The following is a 17,244-nucleotide window of genomic DNA, read 5'->3' as shown; positions in this document are numbered from 1 at the left end:
GTGGGATCAGGCCGGGCTGCCGTTGAGCATGTGCTGCAGCTCGCCCGACTCGTACATCTCCATAAGGATGTCGGAGCCGCCGACGAATTCGCCCTTCACGTAGAGCTGCGGGATGGTCGGCCAGTTGCTGTATTCCTTGATGCCCTGGCGGATCTCGCCGTCGTCGAGCACGTTGACGGTCTTGAGCGTGCGCGTGTCGACGCCCACGGCCTTGAGGATCTGGATGGCGCGGCCCGAGAAGCCGCACATGGGAAAGCTGGCGTTGCCCTTCATGAAGAGCACGAGGTCGTTGCTCTTGACGAGGTCGTCGATGCGTTGCTGGGCGTCGGACATGGGGGACTCCTTGAAATGGAACTTTGGGCGGATTATTTCACCGTGCGCCAGTTTCCGCCGGAGCAGCGTGCGATGCCGGCCAGATCGTTGCGGCTTTGGACGTCGGCGAAGCCTCGCGCGGCGAGCAGGCCCCGGACGGCCTCGCTCTGGTCGTAGCCGTGTTCCAGCAGCAGCCAGCCGCCGTCCTTGAGGTGGCCGGGCGCGGCCTGCACGATGCGGCGGATGTCGTCCAGACCGTCGGCACCGGCGACGAGCGCGCCCAGGGGCTCGTGGCGGAGGGCGGCCAGATGGGCGTCGCCGATGGCCACGTAGGGCGGGTTCGAGACGATCAGGTCATGGCCGACGGCCGCGCCGTCCAGCCAGTCAGCGTGGGCAAAACGCACGGGCAGGCCCAGCCTCGCGGCGTTCTCGCGCGCGACGAGCAGGGCATCGGCGCTGGCGTCGACGGCCGTGACCCGGGCGTCCGGGCGCGCATGCTGGAGGGCCAGCGCGATCGCGCCGCTGCCGGTGCCGAGGTCGAGCACCACGGGCGCCGCGCGGTTGTCCAGGCATTCCAGCGCCCAGTCGACCAGCGTCTCAGTGTCCGGCCGGGGAACGAGAACGCGCGCATCGACATGCAGGCGCAACCCGCGGAATTCCTTCTCGCCGACCAGGTAGGCCACCGGCTCGCCCGCCAGCCGACGCCGGCAGGACGCCGAGAAGGCGGGCCATGTCCGGTCGGGAAGGATGTCGGTATCGTGCGCCAGCAACCACGCGCGCTCGCTGGCCGGGCGGGCCAGCGCGTGCAGCAGCAGCAATTGGGCATCGAGCCTGTCGACGCCGAGCGCGGCGGCGGCGGCCAGCATCCGGGCCGCGGTCGAAGGCGTCGGGGCGTCCTGCGGCATCACGCGGGCAGGCTGGATTCCAGCTCGGCCAATTGCTCGGCCTCGTGGGCGGACTGCAAGGCGGCCAGCACGTCGCCCAGGTCACCTTCCATGATCGCCTGCAGCTTGTAGAGGGTCAGGTTGATGCGGTGATCCGTGAGGCGGCCCTGCGGAAAGTTGTAGGTGCGGATGCGGTCGCTGCGGTCGCCGCTGCCGACCAGGCCCTTGCGCAGCGCGGCGTCCTTGGCCGCGCGCTCGCTGCGGTCCTTTTCCTGGATGCGCGCCGACAGCACCTGCAGGGCCTTGGCCTTGTTCCGGTGCTGGCTGCGGTCGTCCTGGCATTCGGCGACGATGCCCGTGGGAATGTGTGTGATGCGGACCGCCGAGTCGGTCTTGTTGATGTGCTGGCCGCCGGCGCCGCTCGCGCGGTAGGTGTCGATGCGCAGGTCGGCGGGGTTGATCTGCACGGCCTGTGCCTCGTCGGGCTCGGCCAGCACCGCGACCGTGCAGGCGCTGGTGTGGATGCGTCCCTGGGTTTCGGTGGTGGGTACGCGCTGCACGCGGTGGCCCCCGGATTCAAAACGCAGCTTGCCGAAGACCTCGTCGCCCACGATGCGCACCACCACTTCCTTGTAGCCGCCGAGTTCGCTCGTGCTTTCGCTCACGAATTCGCAGCGCCAGCCGGCGCGCTCGGCATAGCGGGTGTACATGCGCAACAGGTCGCCGGCGAACAGGGCGGATTCGTCGCCTCCCGTGCCGGCGCGAATTTCGAGAAATGCATTGCGCTTGTCGTCCGGGTCCTTGGGAAGCAGCAGGCGTTGCAGTTCGTCCTCGAGCTGAATCAGCTCCGCTTCGGCGCTGGCGATTTCCTCCCGCGCCATCTCGGCCATCTCGGGCTCGTCCAGCATCTCGCGCGCACCTGCCAGGTCGGCCTCGCGCTGGAGATAGCGCGTGTAGCGGCCGGCGATCTGCGTGATCTCGGCATGCTCGCGCGAGATCGTGCGGTATTGCGCCATGTCCGACATGATGTCCTCCCTCGAAAGCAGGAAGTCGAGTTCGCCGAGGCGTTGCGCGTAGCGCTCGAGTTGGTGACGCAGGAAGGGTTTCACGGGGGAGCGGAGGTAAAACAGGAGGGTCTCGGCCGCGCGGAGGAACGGCGAAGGACGTGGACCGCGACGAAACGCAGCCGCTGCGACGGGCGTCGCTAACGTTCCTTGCGCAGGAACAGCCGCGAGATGGTCTGTGCCGTGTGCGCGCGCGCGCTGGCATCGCCCGCGTGCAGTTCGGCCATGGCGCCGTGCAGCATCTTCTGCGTGAGCCCGCGCGAGAGGGCTTCCAGCACCGCTTCCACCGGCTCGCCTTTCGCGAGCATCTTGCGCGCGCGCGCGAGTTCGGCGGCGCGCCATTCGTCGGTCTGCGCGTTGAGCTGCCGGATCAGCGGCACGGTGCCGCGCTGGTCCAGCCAGTGCATGAAGCTCTGCACGCCGGCGTCGATGATGACCTCGGCCTGCGCCACGGCCGCCTGGCGGCTGGCATGCCCCTGCTGCACAACCTGGGCGAGGTCGTCGACCGTGTAGAGATAGATGTCTTCGAGCGCCTTGACTTCCGGCTCGATGTCGCGCGGCACCGCGAGGTCGACCATGAACATCGGGCGGTGCTTGCGCAGCTTCAATGCGCGCTCGACGGCGCCCAGGCCGATCAGCGGCAGGGTGCTGGCCGTGCAACTCACGACGATGTCGAACTCGGCCAGGCGGCCCGGCAGTTCGGCCAGCCGCATGGCCTCGCCGCCGAAGCGCGAGGCCAGCTTCTCGCCGCGTTCGAGCGTTCGGTTGGCGATGACGATCGACTTCGGCTGCCTGGCCGCGAAGTGGGTGACGGCGAGGTCGATCATCTCGCCCGCGCCGACGAAGAGCACACGCGTCTCCTTGAGATCCTCGAACAGCTGTGCCGCGAGCCGGACGGCGGCGGCGGCCATGCTGATGGAGTGGGCGCCGATCTCGGTGGCGGTGCGCACTTCCTTGGCGACGGCAAAGGAGCGCTGGAACAACTGGTTGAGCGTGCTGCCCAGTGCGCCCGCCGTTTCGGCGGCGCGCACGGCGTCCTTCATCTGGCCGAGGATCTGGGCTTCACCGAGCACCATGGAATCGAGCCCGCTGGCCACCCGAAAGGCGTGGCGCGCGGCCTGGTCATCGTGCAGGGTGTAGGCATGCGAACGCAGCAGCGCCGGGGCGACGCCGCCGCTTCCGGCCAGCCACTCGACCGTATGGTCCAGTGCGAGCTGATCGGCGGCGCAATAGATCTCGGTGCGGTTGCAGGTCGAGATGATCGCGACCTCGACATCGGGGTGCCGGTTGGAGCCGAAGGAGTGCTGCAGACTGTGCAGTGTCGGGGCGATCTGGTCGATGGCGAACGCAAAACGACCGCGCAGATCGAGCGGCGCGGTCGTGTGGTTCAAGCCAAGAGCCCAGACTGACATAACGGGCGATTATAAAATCAGCAACTGAAATGGGTCCGGCCAAAGGTGATAGCCGTCTCTATCCCATCGATTGCGACCTTTTTCCATGGCTCCCCTGGCTCTCTTCAACCACCTGCTCAACTTCATCGTGCCCGCACTCGCGGTGGGTGTCGTGTGCGCTGCGCTGGGCGGCCTCATGATGCGTCGAAGCCCCAGGACGCCGACGTGGTGGGCCCAGGCTGCTATCAATTCCATAGTCGGCGTGGCGGTCTTGATGGCCGGGCTGCTCATCTTCGGGCATGACGGAAAGATGGCCACCTATGCCGCGCTGGCCTTCGCCTGCGGCACCAGCCAATGGCTGATGGCGGGCGGCTGGCGGCGCTAGGCTGGCCGCGGCACGACCGGGCCGAGGCTGGATTCGGTCGCCGCGGGCGTCGTCGTCGACGGTGAAAGCGGCCCGGGCATCGGCGCCGGCGCGTAAGCGGCGAGCGGCAGATCCGCCGCCTGCAGCTCTTCCAGCATGGTGAAAAGCAGATCGCTGCGGACGCCGGCGGCCAGGCGCGGGCTGGACACGTAGGCGATCGCCTGGAAGATCAGGAATGCGTTCTCGATGCCGTCCAGGGTCACCGAGGGCGCCGGCACGGGCAGCACGCTGGGGTGAGCGGTGCAGGCCGTCAGCATCAGGTCGCGCACGCGTTTCGCGTCGGTGGTGAGCGGCATCGGCAGGCGGATCAGCACGCGGCCCTCGGCGTTGGAGAGCGTCATGTTGCGCACGGTCTTCGTGATGAACTCCGAATTGGGCACGATCAGCGTCGAGCGGTCGCCCAGCTGGATTTCGGTGGCACGCACGTTGATGCGCCGCACGTCGCCCTCGGCCGTGCCCAGCACCACCCAGTCGCCGACCTTGACCGGCCGCTCCGCCAGCAGGATGAGGCCGGAGATGAAGTTCTGCACGATCGCCTGCAGCCCGAAGCCGATGCCCACCGACAGCGCGCTCGCCACCCACGCGATGCGCTCGATGCCGATGCCCAGTGCCGACAGCGCAATCGCGACCACCAGCACGCCGCCAACGTAGCCGAGCAGCGTCGTCAGCGAGCTCTGCATGCCCGGCTCGAGCGAGGTCTGCGGCAGGTAGCGCATCTCCAGCCAGCGCTTGAGAACACGCAGGATGACGAAGCCCAGCGCAAAGACCGCAACCGCGGTGAAGATCGCCCCCGGCACGAGCGCGAATTCGCCGATCTTCAATCCGGTGCCCAACTTGCCGCTGCGCTGGAACACTTCGCCCGGGCTCGTTCCCAGGGGCGTGGCCAGCGCGATCAGCATGTAGAAGAAGAGGGCGACGCGGGTGAGGCCGGAGAGCACCACGGCCGCCTGGTCCAGTGTGCTCGACGCCAGGCCGAAGCTCTGCTGCAGCCGCTGGCCGAAGCTGCTGCGCGAGGACAGCACGGCCATGAAGAGGTCGTCGGCGAACTTGAACAGCAGGTAGAAGGCCGCCGCAACGATGCCCGTCCAGGTGAGCTGGCTGGCGAGGAAGCTGGCCATCGCGAGGTAACCGATGGCGACCAGCACCAAGATCACGACCAGCAGCAGCGCGACCGCGCCCGCCAGCAGCCCGACCCAGAGCGGCCGTTCGACCGCTTGCGGGCCAGCCGTGCCCGGGGCCTCCGTGGAAGCCTCCTTCTTGTCCCCCGCGGTCCCGACCTCGGCCGCCGCGGGCGCGGTGTCGGTGCTTTTGCTGGCGCGAGGCGCGCGCAGCCGCAACAGCATCGCGCCGATCAGCGCCGTCAGCGCCAGCGCGGTGGCCACATGAGCGGCGACCACCGCCGCGAAACTGGCCTCCACGACGGTGTTCACCTGTGCGGGCGCCCAGACCACCGTCGCCACCAAAGCGGTCAGCCACGGGAACGGCGCCAGGCGCTCGGCCATCGCGCCGGAGATCGGCGGCAAGCGCCACGAGGGGCGCCTGTTGGACAGCAGCGCGCGGCCAAGACCGACCACGAAGGCGATGAAGATGCTGTACTGCACCAGCGCCTGCGCCAGCTTGCGGCTCTGTGCCCCCCAGACCTCGTTGGCGTCCAGGGTTCCGAACAGACCCCGCGCCGCAAGCGCGACCAGCAGCACGTTGGTCGCCACGATGGCGATCACCAGCAAGGAGCGGCGCAGCCGCCCGGGCGGCAATACCCGCGCGGCGAGTCGCGCCAGGGCGCCCTCGGCAGCCCAGTTGCCCAGCGAGGCGAGCAGAAGCGCCACGATGAGGCTGATGAGCACCGGCGCGACATGTTCCGGTTGCCGGGCCGTCGCCACGCCCTGCTCCAGTTCGGACCCCAGCGCCCGCAGGCGCTCCGCGTCGTCAGGCCAGGCTTCGCGGATGTCGCTCCAGAACTCCGCCCCCAGCGGCGAGGGGGAGCGCTCGGTCAATTGGGCTTCGAACAGTGCGCGGCGCTTGTCGAGGAGATCGTTGCCGCGTTGCTGCGCGTCGACCGTGACCAGGCGCGCCAGCCGGATGTCGGCGTCGAGCGCATTGCGCTCCTTGGTCAACGCGGCCCGCTGCCGTGTAATGGCCGCGGATTCCGCGGTGGCGCCGCCGGCCGGGGCGTTGCCCAATTCGCCCAGGCGCGCATTGAGGTCGTTGAGTTGACTGGTTCGCGAGGCGATGAACTTGTCTGTCGCGGCGCCGATGGCATTGATCTGCGCGAGCAAGTCGCGCACGTCCGCATTGCTTTCGACGGTGGCGGGAATCTTGTCGAGCTTGGCCCGCAGCTCCGCCACCGTGGGCTCCGGTGCGGGAGCGGGTGGGGTATCGGAGAAGGCGGTAACGCAGAGTGCAGCGGCCAGCAACAGGGCCGCGAGTCGAAGGGTCCGGCGCATGGCCCATCATAGAAGGCCGCCGGGCCGGCTCGCGCGGGATGTCTCCGACACGCCCGCCGCGCGAATCAGGCGGCCGGACTGAACCTGTCGACGCGGTCCGTGATGATGCCGTCGGTGCCGAGATCGATCAGGCGCTGCACCGCCCATTCGTCGTTGACCGTGTAGCTCAACGCGCGCAGTCCCGCGCCGTGCACCTGCGCCACGGTCATGGCGTCCCACAGCGCATGGTTGCAGACGATCGCAACGCATCCGAGCCGGCGCGCGGTGTCGAGCCAGCCGCCCCATAGCGTGTCGAGCAGCAGGCCGCGCGGCAGCTCGGGCCTTGCCGCCTGCGCGCCTTCGAGCGATTCAGGCGCGAAGGAGGTCAGCAAGGGGGGCGGCAGGGACGCATCGGCCCACAGGCGCGCCGCGAGTTGCGCCACGTCTTCGCCGGTCTTGCGCTCGACGCCCGGTGTGGGCTTGATCTCAATGTTGAGCGAATAACCGTTGGCGATGCAGAAGCGGGCGAGCCCTTCGAGCGTGGGGATGGGTTCGCCCGCGTAGCGGCGCGAATGCCAGCCGCCAGCATCGAGCCGGGCCAGATCCGTCCATGGGCGATCGCCCGCGATGCCGCGGCCGTTGCTGGTGCGCTCCAGTGTGCTGTCGTGCAGCAGGAAGGGCACGCCGTCTGCACTGAGCTTGGCGTCGCACTCGAACATGCGATAGCCGTACTCGGCGCCCAGCCGGAAGGCCGCAAGGGTGTTCTCGGGCGCGAGCTTGCCTGCTCCGCGATGGGCGATCCAGCGGGGATAGGGCCAATCGGATGCGAATGCCATGGCTTGCCTCCTCAGTGCTCGGTGCGCTTGCCCGAGCCGGCGTCGAACCAATGCAGCTTGTCCTGGCGCGCCGCGATCTTGACGGTGTCCCCGGCGGTCGGTGGCGTCAGGCCCTCGTCGACCCGCATGATCAGCTGCTCATCGCCGATGCGGCCGTAGATCAGCCGCTCGGCACCCAGCAGTTCGACGTGCTCGACCTGCACCGACCAGCCATTCGCGTCGAGCACCAGGTGCTCGGGGCGGATGCCGAGGATGGTCCCTGGCCGCACGCCCGGCGCATGCCGGAGCAGGTTCATGGGCGGCGAGCCGATGAAGCTCGCGACAAAGGTGGTCGCCGGACGCGAGTAGACCTCTTCCGGTGGCGCGAACTGGTCCATCACGCCGGCGTTCATCACGATGATGCGCTGCGCGAGCGTCATCGCCTCGACCTGGTCGTGCGTGACGAACAGCGAGGTGATGCCGAGTTCGCGGTGCAGCTTCTGGATCTCGATGCGGGTTTGCGCGCGCAGCTTGGCGTCGAGATTCGACAGCGGCTCGTCGAACAGAAATACCTGCGGTTCCCGCACGATCGCGCGGCCCATGGCCACGCGCTGGCGCTGGCCGCCGGAGAGCTCGCGCGGCTTGCGTTCGAGCAGGTGGCCGAGCTCCAGGATCTTGGCGGCCTTGTCGACCCGCGTCTTGATCTCGGCCACGGGCACCTTGGCGATCTTCAGGCCGTAGGCCATGTTGGCGAACACCGTCATGTGCGGGTAGAGCGCGTAGTTCTGGAACACCATCGCGATGTCCCGCTCGGAGGGCTCGAGGTTGTTGACCAGGCGGTCGCGGATGAGGATTTCACCGGCGCTGATTTCCTCGAGTCCGGCCACCATGCGCAGCAAGGTCGACTTGCCGCAGCCCGAAGGCCCGACGATGACGACGAATTCGCCGGTGTTGACCTCGGCGCTGACGCCGTGAATGACCTGGTTCGCCTTCGGCCCCTTGCCGTAGCGCTTGATGACGTTGCGTAGAGAGATTGCAGCCATGGATTTCTCAAAAGGAGGATCGAGTCCGGGAACATCGCGCAACCGGCCAGGCCGGTTCGCCGGTGTTGCCCCCGGAAGGGGGCGGACAGCCCCGCGAAGTGGGCAAGCCTCGGGGATGCTTCATTTTTCGGTGTCGACAAGGCCCTTGACGAACCACTTCTGCATCAGCACCACGACCAAGGCCGGAGGCAGCATGGCCATGATCGCCGTCGCCATGACCACGTTCCAGTCGACCGCCGCTTCGCCGTTGCCGATCATCTGCTTGAGGCCGACGACGATGGGGTACATGTCCTCGCTGGTCGCGGCGATGAGGGGCCAGAGGTACTGGTTCCAGCCGTAGATGAACTGGATCACGAACAGCGCCGCGATGCTGGTGGTCGACAGCGGCAGCAGGATGTCGAAGAAGAAGCGCATCGGCCCCGCGCCGTCCACGCGCGCCGCCTCGACGAGTTCATCGGGCACCGTCATGAAGAACTGGCGGAACAGGAAGGTGGCCGTGGCCGAGGCGATCAGCGGAATGGAGAGACCGGCATAGGTGTTGATCATCCCGAGGCTGGCGACGACCTGGTAGGTCGGCCCGATGCGCACCTCCACCGGCAGCATCAGGGTGACGAAGATGAGCCAGAAGCACAGGTTGCGAAACGGGAACCTGAAATACACGATCGCGAAAGCCGACAGCAGCGAGATGAAGATCTTGCCGAAGGTGATGATGAAGGTCACGACGAAGCTGACCCAGATCATTCGCGACACCGAGCCGCCGCCGCTGGTGCGGCCGCCGCCGGTCAGCGCCGCCTGGTAGCTCGCCCAGAAGTTGCTGCCCGGCCGCAGCGGCATCGGCACCTGGATGATTTCCTGCGCCGTGTGGGTGGAGGCCACGAAGGCGAGGTAGATCGGGAAGGCGATCAGGAGCACGCCGATGATCATCACGGCGTGCGCCAGCAGGTTGAGGAGTGGGCGACGTTCAACCACGCGGCAGCTCCCGTTGCGCGAGAAGGGTTTGCACGTGAAGGACTTGCATCAGTAGTGGACCTTCTTCTCGACGTAGCGGAACTGCACGATGGTCAGCGAGATGACGATCGCCATCAGCACCACGGACTGCGCGGCCGCGCTGCCGAAGTCCATGCCCCGGAAGCCGTCGAAGTAGACGCGGTAGACCAGCGTGGAGGTGTCCTTGCCCGGCCCGCCCTGGGTGATGGCATCGATGATCGCGAAGGTGTCGAAGAAGGCATACACCATGTTGATCACGAACAGGAAGAAGGTGGTGGGCGACAGCAGCGGCAGCTGGATGGTCCAGAAGCGGCGCAGCGGGCGCGCGCCGTCGATTGCGGCCGCCTCGATCAGGGACTTGGGAATCGACTGCAGGCCCGCGAGGAAGAAGAGGAAGTTGTAGGAAATCTGCTTCCAGATGGCGGCCATCACCACGAGCGCCATCGCATCGTTGGAATTGAGCAGGTAGTTCCAGTCGATCCCCATCCGGCGCAGCCAGTAGGCGATCACCCCGAGCGAGGAGGAGAACATGAAGGTGAACAGCACACCCGTGACCACCGGCGCCACCGCATAGGGCAGGATCAGGATGGTCTTGTAGAAGGTGGCGCCGCCGATCACCCGATCGGCGAAGATGGCCAGCAGCAGCGAGATGCCCAGGCCGAATGCCGCCACCAGCACGGAGAAGATCAGCGTGGTCTTGAACGAGGCCATATAGGTCTCGTCCGCGAACAGGGTGCGGAAATTGTCCAGGCCGACCCAGGTGATGGAGGAGCCGAAGGCGTCCTGCTGTTGCACCGACTGGATCAGCGCCTGGATGGCGGGCCAGAAGAAGAAGACGCCGACGATGATGAGCTGAGGGCCGATCAGGACCCAGGGCAGCCAGGACGAGCGGAAGAGGACGCGTTTTTCCATTGCGGGATTCGAGTTGCGCAGACGCCCCGCGGCGCCAGGCGCCGCGGGGCGAAAAATCCGCGTTGATCGGTCAGTCGGGCTGACAGCTTACTTGTTCGCGGCCTGGAACTTCGCCAGCAATTCGTTGCCGCGCTTCACGCCGCTGTCGAGGGCTTCCTTGGCCGTCTTCTTGCCGCTCCAGATCTGTTCCGTCTCCTCGTCGAGGATGGCGCGGATCTGCGGGAAGTTGCCCAGGCGCACGCCGCGCGACTTGACGGTGGTCTTGCGGATCATCTGGTTCACCGCGACGTCCGTGCCAGGATTTTCCTGGTAGAAGCCCGACTTCTGCGTCAACTCGTAGGCCGCGGTCGTGATGGGCAGGTAGCCCGTGCGCATGTGGCTCTCGGACTGGACCTTGGGATCCGACAGGTACTGGAAGAACTTGGCCACGCCCTTGTAGTGGTCGGCGTTCTTGCCCGTCATCACCCACAGACTGGCGCCGCCGACGATGGTGTTCTGCGGCGCGCCGGGCACGTCCGGGTAGTAGGGCAGGGTGGATTCCGCGAACTGGAACTTGGCGTCCTTCTTGATCGACGCGTAGCTGCCCGACGAGCCGATGAACATCGCGCATTCACCGGAGGTGAAGGACGAGGTGGCCTTGCTGGAACGGCCCTTGTAGACGAACAGGCCCTGCTTGGACATGTTGGCCAGGTTCTCGAAGTGGCGCACGTGCAGCGGCGAGTTGAATTCCAGCCGGGCGTCCAGGCCGTCGAAACCGTTGTTCTTGCTGGCGTAGGAGACGTTGTGCCAGGTCGAGAAGCTCTCCAGCTGCGCCCAGGTCATCCACGAAGTGGTGAAGGGGCAGGCGTTGCCCGAAGCCTTGAGCTTGGCGGCGAAGGAGACGACGTCGGGCCAGGTGACGGGCGCCTTCTCGGGGTCCAGGCCCGCGGCCTTGAACGCATCCTTGTTGTAATAGAAGACGGTCGTCGAGCTGTTGAACGGGAAGGACATCATCTGGCCGTTCGGTGCCGTGTAGTAGCCCGCGACCGCGGGGATGTAGGCCTTCGGATCGAAGGGCACATTGGCTTCCTTCATCAGCTCTGCCACGGGCTTGACCACGCCCTTGGAGTACATCATCGTGGCCGTGCCGACCTCGAAGACCTGCAGGATGTCGGGCGCGTTGCCGGCGCGAAAGGCGGCGATGCCTGCGGCCAGCGACTGGTCGTATTCGCCCTTGTACGTGGGGACGACCTTGTACTCTTTCTGGCTCGCGTTGAAGTTCTTGGCCAGATCGTTGACCCAGTCGTTCAGGCCGCCATCCATCGAGTGCCACCATTGGATTTCGGTTTGGGCCTGGACCGGCATGGTCAAAGTGGCGGCCAGTGCCGAGGCCGCAGCCAGGGCGAAGGTCTTGAATCGCATGAAGACTCCTGAGGGGGAAAACAAAAGCGCGGATGCTAGGCGGTCTATATGACACGGCAGCGTCACATATTTTCGCGAGGGCCGCCACTGTACCAAGCGGGGAAACCCTTTTTGGGCTCCGCGCTGCAGGGCTGTCTGTTGCGCTGCACAATGCGGGCCTATGAGCAAGACCTCCCTCGATAAAAGCAAGATCAAGTTCCTCCTGCTCGAGGGCATCCACCCTTCGGCGCTCGAAGTATTGAAGGCCGCGGGCTACACCAACATCGAGTCGGTGTCCGGTGCGCTGAGCGACGAAGAGCTCAAGGCGCGCATCGCCGATGTGCACTTCCTGGGCATCCGCTCGCGCACGCAGCTCACGGCCGAGGTGTTCGCGGTAGCGCACAAGCTGGTGGCGGTGGGGTGTTTCTGCATCGGTACCAACCAGGTCGACCTGGATGCGGCGCGCGAGCACGGCGTGGCCGTCTTCAATGCGCCTTATTCCAATACCCGCTCGGTCGCCGAGCTGGTGCTGGCCGAGGCCATTCTGCTGCTGCGCGGCGTGCCCGAGAAGAGCGCGGTCGCGCACCGCGGCGGCTGGCTCAAGTCGGCCGAGAGCGCCTTCGAGATCCGGGGCAAGACGCTGGGTATCGTGGGCTATGGCTCCATTGGCGCGCAGCTTTCGGTGCTGGCCGAGGCGCTGGGCATGCAAGTGGCCTTCTTCGACGTGGTCACCAAGCTGCCGCTGGGCAATGCGCGCCAGGTCAAGCTGCTGCCCGAGCTGCTGGCGCAAAGCGACATCGTGACCCTGCACGTGCCCGAGACGCAGGCCACGCAATGGATGATCGGCGCCGCCGAGATCGCCGCCATGAAGCCCGGCGCGATCCTGATCAACGCCTCGCGCGGAACGGTGGTCGTGATCGAGGCGCTGGCCGAGGCCTTGAAGCAGAAGAAGCTGCTCGGTGCGGCGATCGATGTGTTTCCGGTCGAACCCCGCAGCAACAAGGACGAGTTCCAGTCGCCGCTGCGCGGGCTGGACAACGTGATCCTCACGCCGCACATCGGCGGCTCGACCATGGAGGCGCAGGCCAACATCGGGCTCGAAGTGGCCGAGAAGCTGGTGAAGTACAGCGACAACGGAACGTCGACCTCGTCGGTCAATTTCCCCGAGGTCGCGCTGCCGGCGCATGCGGGCAAACACCGCATCCTGCACATCCATCGCAACGTGCCGGGGGTGCTGTCCGAGATCAACAGGATCTTTTCAGACAACCACATCAACATCGCCTCGCAATTCCTGCAGACGAACGAGAAGGTGGGGTACGTGGTGACGGACATCGATGCGGCCTCGTCCGATGTGGCGCTGGAGAAGCTGGCGAAGGTGCATGGGACCATTCGCAGTCGCGTGCTGTTCTAGTTTGCTTCGCCTGGAGCCGCGCGTTGCCCCATGGAAGCCGCCCGGCATGCGATGCGGGCTCAGGGGCGTGCAAGCATCGAGGGCGCCTCCAACGGATCAACCGCCGCGCAACAACGAGGCGTCCGGCCAAGGGCACACCGCCCCCCGCCGCGCCCCCGTACCCGAATGCCCCGTGCCCAAATGCCCCGTACCCAACGCCAGCCGTGCCGCCCAACGCGCCCATGGCCGACACGACCCTCGGTGCTGACTTAAAATCCACCCCCCTGGTTCATGGGCGCGCAGTGCCCTACCGAGGCCCAATCCCCGATGAATGCCCCGACCGTGTTGACGGCGTTGTTGTCGCAGGCCGCAGAGCCCGCGCGATTGCGTGAGATTCCCTATAACTACACCAGCTTCTCCGATCGAGAGATCGTGATCCGCCTGCTGGGCGAACGCGGCTGGGAGCTGCTGCAGACGCTGCGCGCCGAACGCCGCACCGGCCGATCCGCGCGCATGCTCTACGAGGTGCTGGGCGACATCTGGGTCGTGCAGCGCAATCCCTATCTTGTCGACGATCTGCTCGACAACCCTCGGCGGCGCGGCCAACTGGTCGAAGCCCTCAACCACCGCCTGGGCGAAGTGCAGAAGCGCCGCACGCCCGACAGCGACCGGCAGCGCGACGTCCTCGTCGGCGAACTGACCGCCCTCGTCGCGCAGGCCGTGCTCGCCTTCGACACGATGTTCCGCGACGTCGCCGCCCTGCGCCGCAAGACCACGCGCGCACTGGGCCGGCTCACGGCCAAGGACAACATCAAGTTCGACGGCCTCTCGCGCGTCTCGCACGTGACCGATGCCACCGACTGGCGCGTCGAGTATCCCTTCGTCGTGCTCACGCCCGACACCGAGGCCGAGATGGCCGGGCTGGTCAAGGGCTGCATCGAACTCGGGCTGACCATCATCCCGCGCGGCGGCGGCACCGGCTACACCGGCGGCGCGATTCCGCTGACCTGGAACAGCGCCGTCATCAACACCGAAAAGCTCGAGGCGATGACCGAGGTTGAGATGGTCTCGCTGCCGGGGCTCGACACGCCCGTGCCGACCGTCTGGACCGAAGCCGGCGTCGTCACCCAGCGCGTGGCCGACGCCGCCGAGCGCGCGGGCTTCGTCTTCGCCGTCGATCCCACCTCCGCCGAAGCATCGTGCATCGGCGGCAACGTCGCGATGAACGCGGGCGGCAAGAAGGCCGTGCTCTGGGGCACCGCCCTCGACAACCTGGCCTCGTGGCGCATGGTCACGCCGCAGGCCGAATGGCTCGAAGTCACCCGCATCGGCCACAACCTGGGCAAGATCCACGACGCCGAGAGCGCGGTATTCGAGCTTCAATACTTCGCCGCCGACGGCCGGACCAGGCTGCGCAACGAACGCCTGGAGATCCCGGGCAGGACCTTCCGCAAGGAAGGCCTCGGCAAGGACGTGACCGACAAGTTCCTCTCCGGCCTGCCCGGCATCCAGAAGGAAGGCTGCGACGGCCTCATTACCAGCGCGCGCTGGGTCGTGCACCGCATGCCGGCGCACACGCGCACCGTCTGCCTCGAGTTCTTCGGCAACGCCAAGGACGCGGTGCCCAGCATCGTCGAGATCAAGGACTTCATGTTCGCCGAGCAGAAGCGCTCCGGCGTGCTGCTCGCGGGCCTGGAACACCTGGACGACCGCTACCTCAAGGCCGTCGGCTATGCCACCAAGTCCAAGAAGCACGGCGGCCTGCCGAAGATGGTGCTGTTCGGCGACATCGCCGGCGACGACGCCGACGCCGTGGCGCGCGTGACCTCCGAGGTGGTGCGCATCGCCAACTCGCGCAGCGGCGAGGGCTTCGTCGCCATCAGCCCCGACGCGCGCAAGAAGTTCTGGCTCGACCGCAAGCGCACGGCTGCGATCAGCCGGCACACCAACGCCTTCAAGATCAACGAGGACGTGGTCATCCCGCTGCCGCGCATGGCCGAGTACACCGACGGCATCGAACGCATCAACATCGAGTTGTCGCTGCAGAACAAGATCGCGCTGGCCGACGAGCTCGCGACCTTCTTCGCGCGCGGCAACCTGCCCCTGGGCAAGAGCGACGACGCCAACGAGATCCCCTCGGCCGAGCTGCTGGAAGACCGCGTCGCGCAGGCGGCCGCCCTGGTGGGCGAGGTGCGCGCGCTGTGGCAGGGCTGGCTCGACGACGTGGACGCGCTGTTCCCGCAATTGCAGGACCACACCCTGCGCGCGAGCTGGAAGACGCAGATCCGCGCGCCGCTGCAGGCGATCTTCACCGGCGGCGAGTTCGCGCCGATCCTGGCCGAGTGCACCGCGATCCATCAACGGGTCCTCAAGGGGCGGGTCTGGATCGCGCTGCACATGCATGCGGGCGACGGCAATGTCCACACCAACATCCCCGTCAACAGCGACAACTACGACATGCTGCAGACCGCGCATGCGGCGGTCGCCCGCATCATGGTGCTGGCGCGCGGTCTGGACGGCGTGATCTCGGGCGAACATGGCATCGGCATCACCAAGCTCGAGTTCCTGACCGACGCGGAGTTGCAGCCCTTCACCGACTACAAGAAGAGGGTCGACCCCGAGGGCCGCTTCAACAAGGGCAAGCTGCTGCGCGGCCATGAGCATTCCGCGCAGGACGGACGCTCGCTGCAGGCCGACCTGACCAATGCCTACACGCCGAGCTTCGGCCTCATGGGGCACGAGTCGATCATCATGCAGCAGAGCGACATCGGCGCCATCGCCGACAGCGTGAAGGACTGCCTGCGCTGCGGCAAGTGCAAGCCGGTGTGCGCAACGCACGTGCCGCGGGCCAACCTGCTCTATTCGCCGCGCAACAAGATCCTCGCGACTTCGCTGCTGGTCGAGGCCTTCCTGTACGAGGAGCAGACCCGGCGCGGCATCAGCATCAAGCACTGGGAAGAATTCGAGGACGTGGCCGACCACTGCACGGTCTGCCACAAATGCCTGTCGCCATGCCCGGTGAACATCGACTTCGGCGATGTGTCGATGAACATGCGCAATCTGCTGCGCAAGATGGGGCAGAAGTCCTTCCGCCCCGGCAATGCGGCGGCGATGTTCTTCCTCAACGCGACCCATCCGAACACCATCAAGATGATGCGCGCCGGCATGGTGGGCATCGGCTTCAAGGCCCAGCGCCTCGCCAACGACCTGCTGCGCGGGCTCGCAAGAAAGCAGACCGCGGCACCGCCGGCCACGCTCGGGCCGGCGCCGGTCAAGGAGCAGGTGATCCACTTCATCAACAAGAAGATGCCCGGTGGATTGCCCAAGAAGACCGCGCGCGCGCTGCTCGACATCGAGGATGCCGACTACGTGCCGATCATCCGCGACCCGAGGACGACCACCTCGGACACCGAGGCGGTGTTCTACTTCCCCGGCTGCGGCTCGGAGCGCCTGTTCTCGCAAGTGGGCCTCGCCACCCAGGCGATGCTGTGGCATGCCGGCGTGCAGACGGTGCTGCCGCCCGGCTACCTCTGCTGCGGCTACCCGCAGCGCGGCAGCGGCCAGTTCGACAAGGCGGAGAAGATGATCACCGACAACCGCGTGCTCTTCCACCGCGTCGCCAACACGCTGAACTACCTCGACATCAAGACAGTGGTGGTCAGCTGTGGCACCTGCTACGACCAGCTGCAGGGCTACCAGTTCGACAAGATCTTCCCCGGCTGCCGAATCATCGACATCCACGAGTACCTGCTGGAGAAGGGCATCACACTGGGCGATGCCGGCGGTGGCGGCTACCTCTACCACGACCCCTGCCACTCGCCGATGAAGCTGCAGGACCCGATGAAGACCGTCAAGGCGCTGGTCGGCGACAACGTGCTCAAGAATGACCGGTGCTGCGGCGAATCCGGCACGCTGGGCGTCACCCGCCCGGACATCTCGACGCAGATCCGCTTTCGCAAGGAAGAGGAACTCAGGAAGGGCGAGGCCGCACTGCGCGACGGCGGCAAGCTCGCGCCCACGGAAAACGTCAAGATCCTTACCAGCTGCCCGAGCTGCCTGCAGGGGCTGAGCCGCTACGGCGACGACATGAACAACGGGCTGCTCGAAGCCGACTACATCGTGGTCGAGATGGCGAACAGGATCCTCGGCGCGGACTGGATGCCCGCCTACGTGGCCGCGGCCAATCAGGGCGGCATCGAACGCGTGCTGGTGTGACGGC

The 17,244-nt window shown here is 66.7% G+C and carries 13 protein-coding genes; 3 read left to right on the top strand and 10 right to left on the bottom strand.

The genetic code is table 11. From position 1 onward, the window contains the following. Positions 1–6: 6 nt before the first annotated feature. The 4 genes from grxD to hemA all read right to left on the bottom strand — a co-directional run bounded on the left by grxD (position 7) and on the right by hemA (position 3,672). Positions 7–333, bottom strand: a complete 327-nt coding sequence (gene grxD, locus AC1DNF_RS24545) for a Grx4 family monothiol glutaredoxin (protein WP_478151254.1) — start codon at positions 331–333, stop codon at positions 7–9. 32 nt (positions 334–365) lie between these two features. Beyond that, positions 366–1,217 carry a peptide chain release factor N(5)-glutamine methyltransferase gene (prmC, locus tag AC1DNF_RS24540; RefSeq protein ID WP_478151253.1) on the bottom strand — a complete coding sequence of 284 codons (852 nt, stop codon included), beginning with the start codon at positions 1,215–1,217 and terminating at the stop codon, positions 366–368. Beyond that, positions 1,217–2,305, bottom strand: coding sequence for a peptide chain release factor 1 (gene prfA, locus AC1DNF_RS24535; protein WP_478151252.1), 1,089 nt, complete (start codon positions 2,303–2,305; stop codon positions 1,217–1,219). Before prfA ends, prmC begins: the two co-directional genes overlap by 1 nt. A gap of 95 nt (positions 2,306–2,400) precedes the next feature. Further along, the gene (hemA, locus tag AC1DNF_RS24530; RefSeq protein ID WP_478151251.1) at positions 2,401–3,672 is read right to left on the bottom strand and encodes a glutamyl-tRNA reductase; all 1,272 of its coding nucleotides are present in this window, start codon (positions 3,670–3,672) and stop codon (positions 2,401–2,403) included. A gap of 85 nt (positions 3,673–3,757) precedes the next feature. Between hemA and AC1DNF_RS24525 the strand changes: the two genes are divergently transcribed. Further along, positions 3,758–4,036 carry a hypothetical protein gene (locus AC1DNF_RS24525; protein WP_478151250.1) on the top strand — a complete coding sequence of 93 codons (279 nt, stop codon included), beginning with the start codon at positions 3,758–3,760 and terminating at the stop codon, positions 4,034–4,036. Here the strand turns inward: AC1DNF_RS24525 and AC1DNF_RS24520 are convergent. The 6 genes from AC1DNF_RS24520 to ugpB all read right to left on the bottom strand — a co-directional run bounded on the left by AC1DNF_RS24520 (position 4,033) and on the right by ugpB (position 11,656). Continuing rightward, the gene (locus AC1DNF_RS24520) at positions 4,033–6,519 is read right to left on the bottom strand and encodes a DUF3772 domain-containing protein (RefSeq protein ID WP_478151249.1); all 2,487 of its coding nucleotides are present in this window, start codon (positions 6,517–6,519) and stop codon (positions 4,033–4,035) included. The genes AC1DNF_RS24525 and AC1DNF_RS24520 overlap by 4 nt on opposite strands. A gap of 65 nt (positions 6,520–6,584) precedes the next feature. Then, positions 6,585–7,334, bottom strand: coding sequence for a glycerophosphodiester phosphodiesterase (ugpQ, locus tag AC1DNF_RS24515; protein ID WP_478151248.1), 750 nt, complete (start codon positions 7,332–7,334; stop codon positions 6,585–6,587). A gap of 11 nt (positions 7,335–7,345) precedes the next feature. Beyond that, positions 7,346–8,356, bottom strand: coding sequence for a sn-glycerol-3-phosphate ABC transporter ATP-binding protein UgpC (gene ugpC, locus AC1DNF_RS24510; protein WP_478151247.1), 1,011 nt, complete (start codon positions 8,354–8,356; stop codon positions 7,346–7,348). A gap of 120 nt (positions 8,357–8,476) precedes the next feature. Continuing rightward, positions 8,477–9,325, bottom strand: coding sequence for a sn-glycerol-3-phosphate ABC transporter permease UgpE (gene ugpE / locus AC1DNF_RS24505; protein ID WP_478151246.1), 849 nt, complete (start codon positions 9,323–9,325; stop codon positions 8,477–8,479). Between the two features lie 48 nt (positions 9,326–9,373). Beyond that, the gene (gene ugpA / locus AC1DNF_RS24500; RefSeq protein WP_478151245.1) at positions 9,374–10,255 is read right to left on the bottom strand and encodes a sn-glycerol-3-phosphate ABC transporter permease UgpA; all 882 of its coding nucleotides are present in this window, start codon (positions 10,253–10,255) and stop codon (positions 9,374–9,376) included. A gap of 87 nt (positions 10,256–10,342) precedes the next feature. Further along, positions 10,343–11,656, bottom strand: a complete 1,314-nt coding sequence (gene ugpB / locus AC1DNF_RS24495; RefSeq protein ID WP_478151244.1) for a sn-glycerol-3-phosphate ABC transporter substrate-binding protein UgpB — start codon at positions 11,654–11,656, stop codon at positions 10,343–10,345. Positions 11,657–11,816: 160 nt separating this feature from the next. Between ugpB and serA the strand changes: the two genes are divergently transcribed. Together serA and AC1DNF_RS24485 are read left to right on the top strand one after the other, a co-directional pair. Beyond that, a complete protein-coding gene (serA, locus tag AC1DNF_RS24490; RefSeq protein ID WP_478151243.1) occupies positions 11,817–13,046 on the top strand; it encodes a phosphoglycerate dehydrogenase in 1,230 nt (409 codons plus the stop codon). Positions 13,047–13,352: 306 nt separating this feature from the next. After that, a complete protein-coding gene (locus AC1DNF_RS24485) occupies positions 13,353–17,240 on the top strand; it encodes a DUF3683 domain-containing protein (protein ID WP_478151242.1) in 3,888 nt (1,295 codons plus the stop codon). Positions 17,241–17,244 lie beyond the last annotated feature (4 nt).

It is taken from the genome of Variovorax sp. 01T432 (assembly GCF_056398605.1).
Note: the sequence above shows the minus strand (reverse complement) of the source record. Positions and strands in the feature narration are given on the sequence as shown.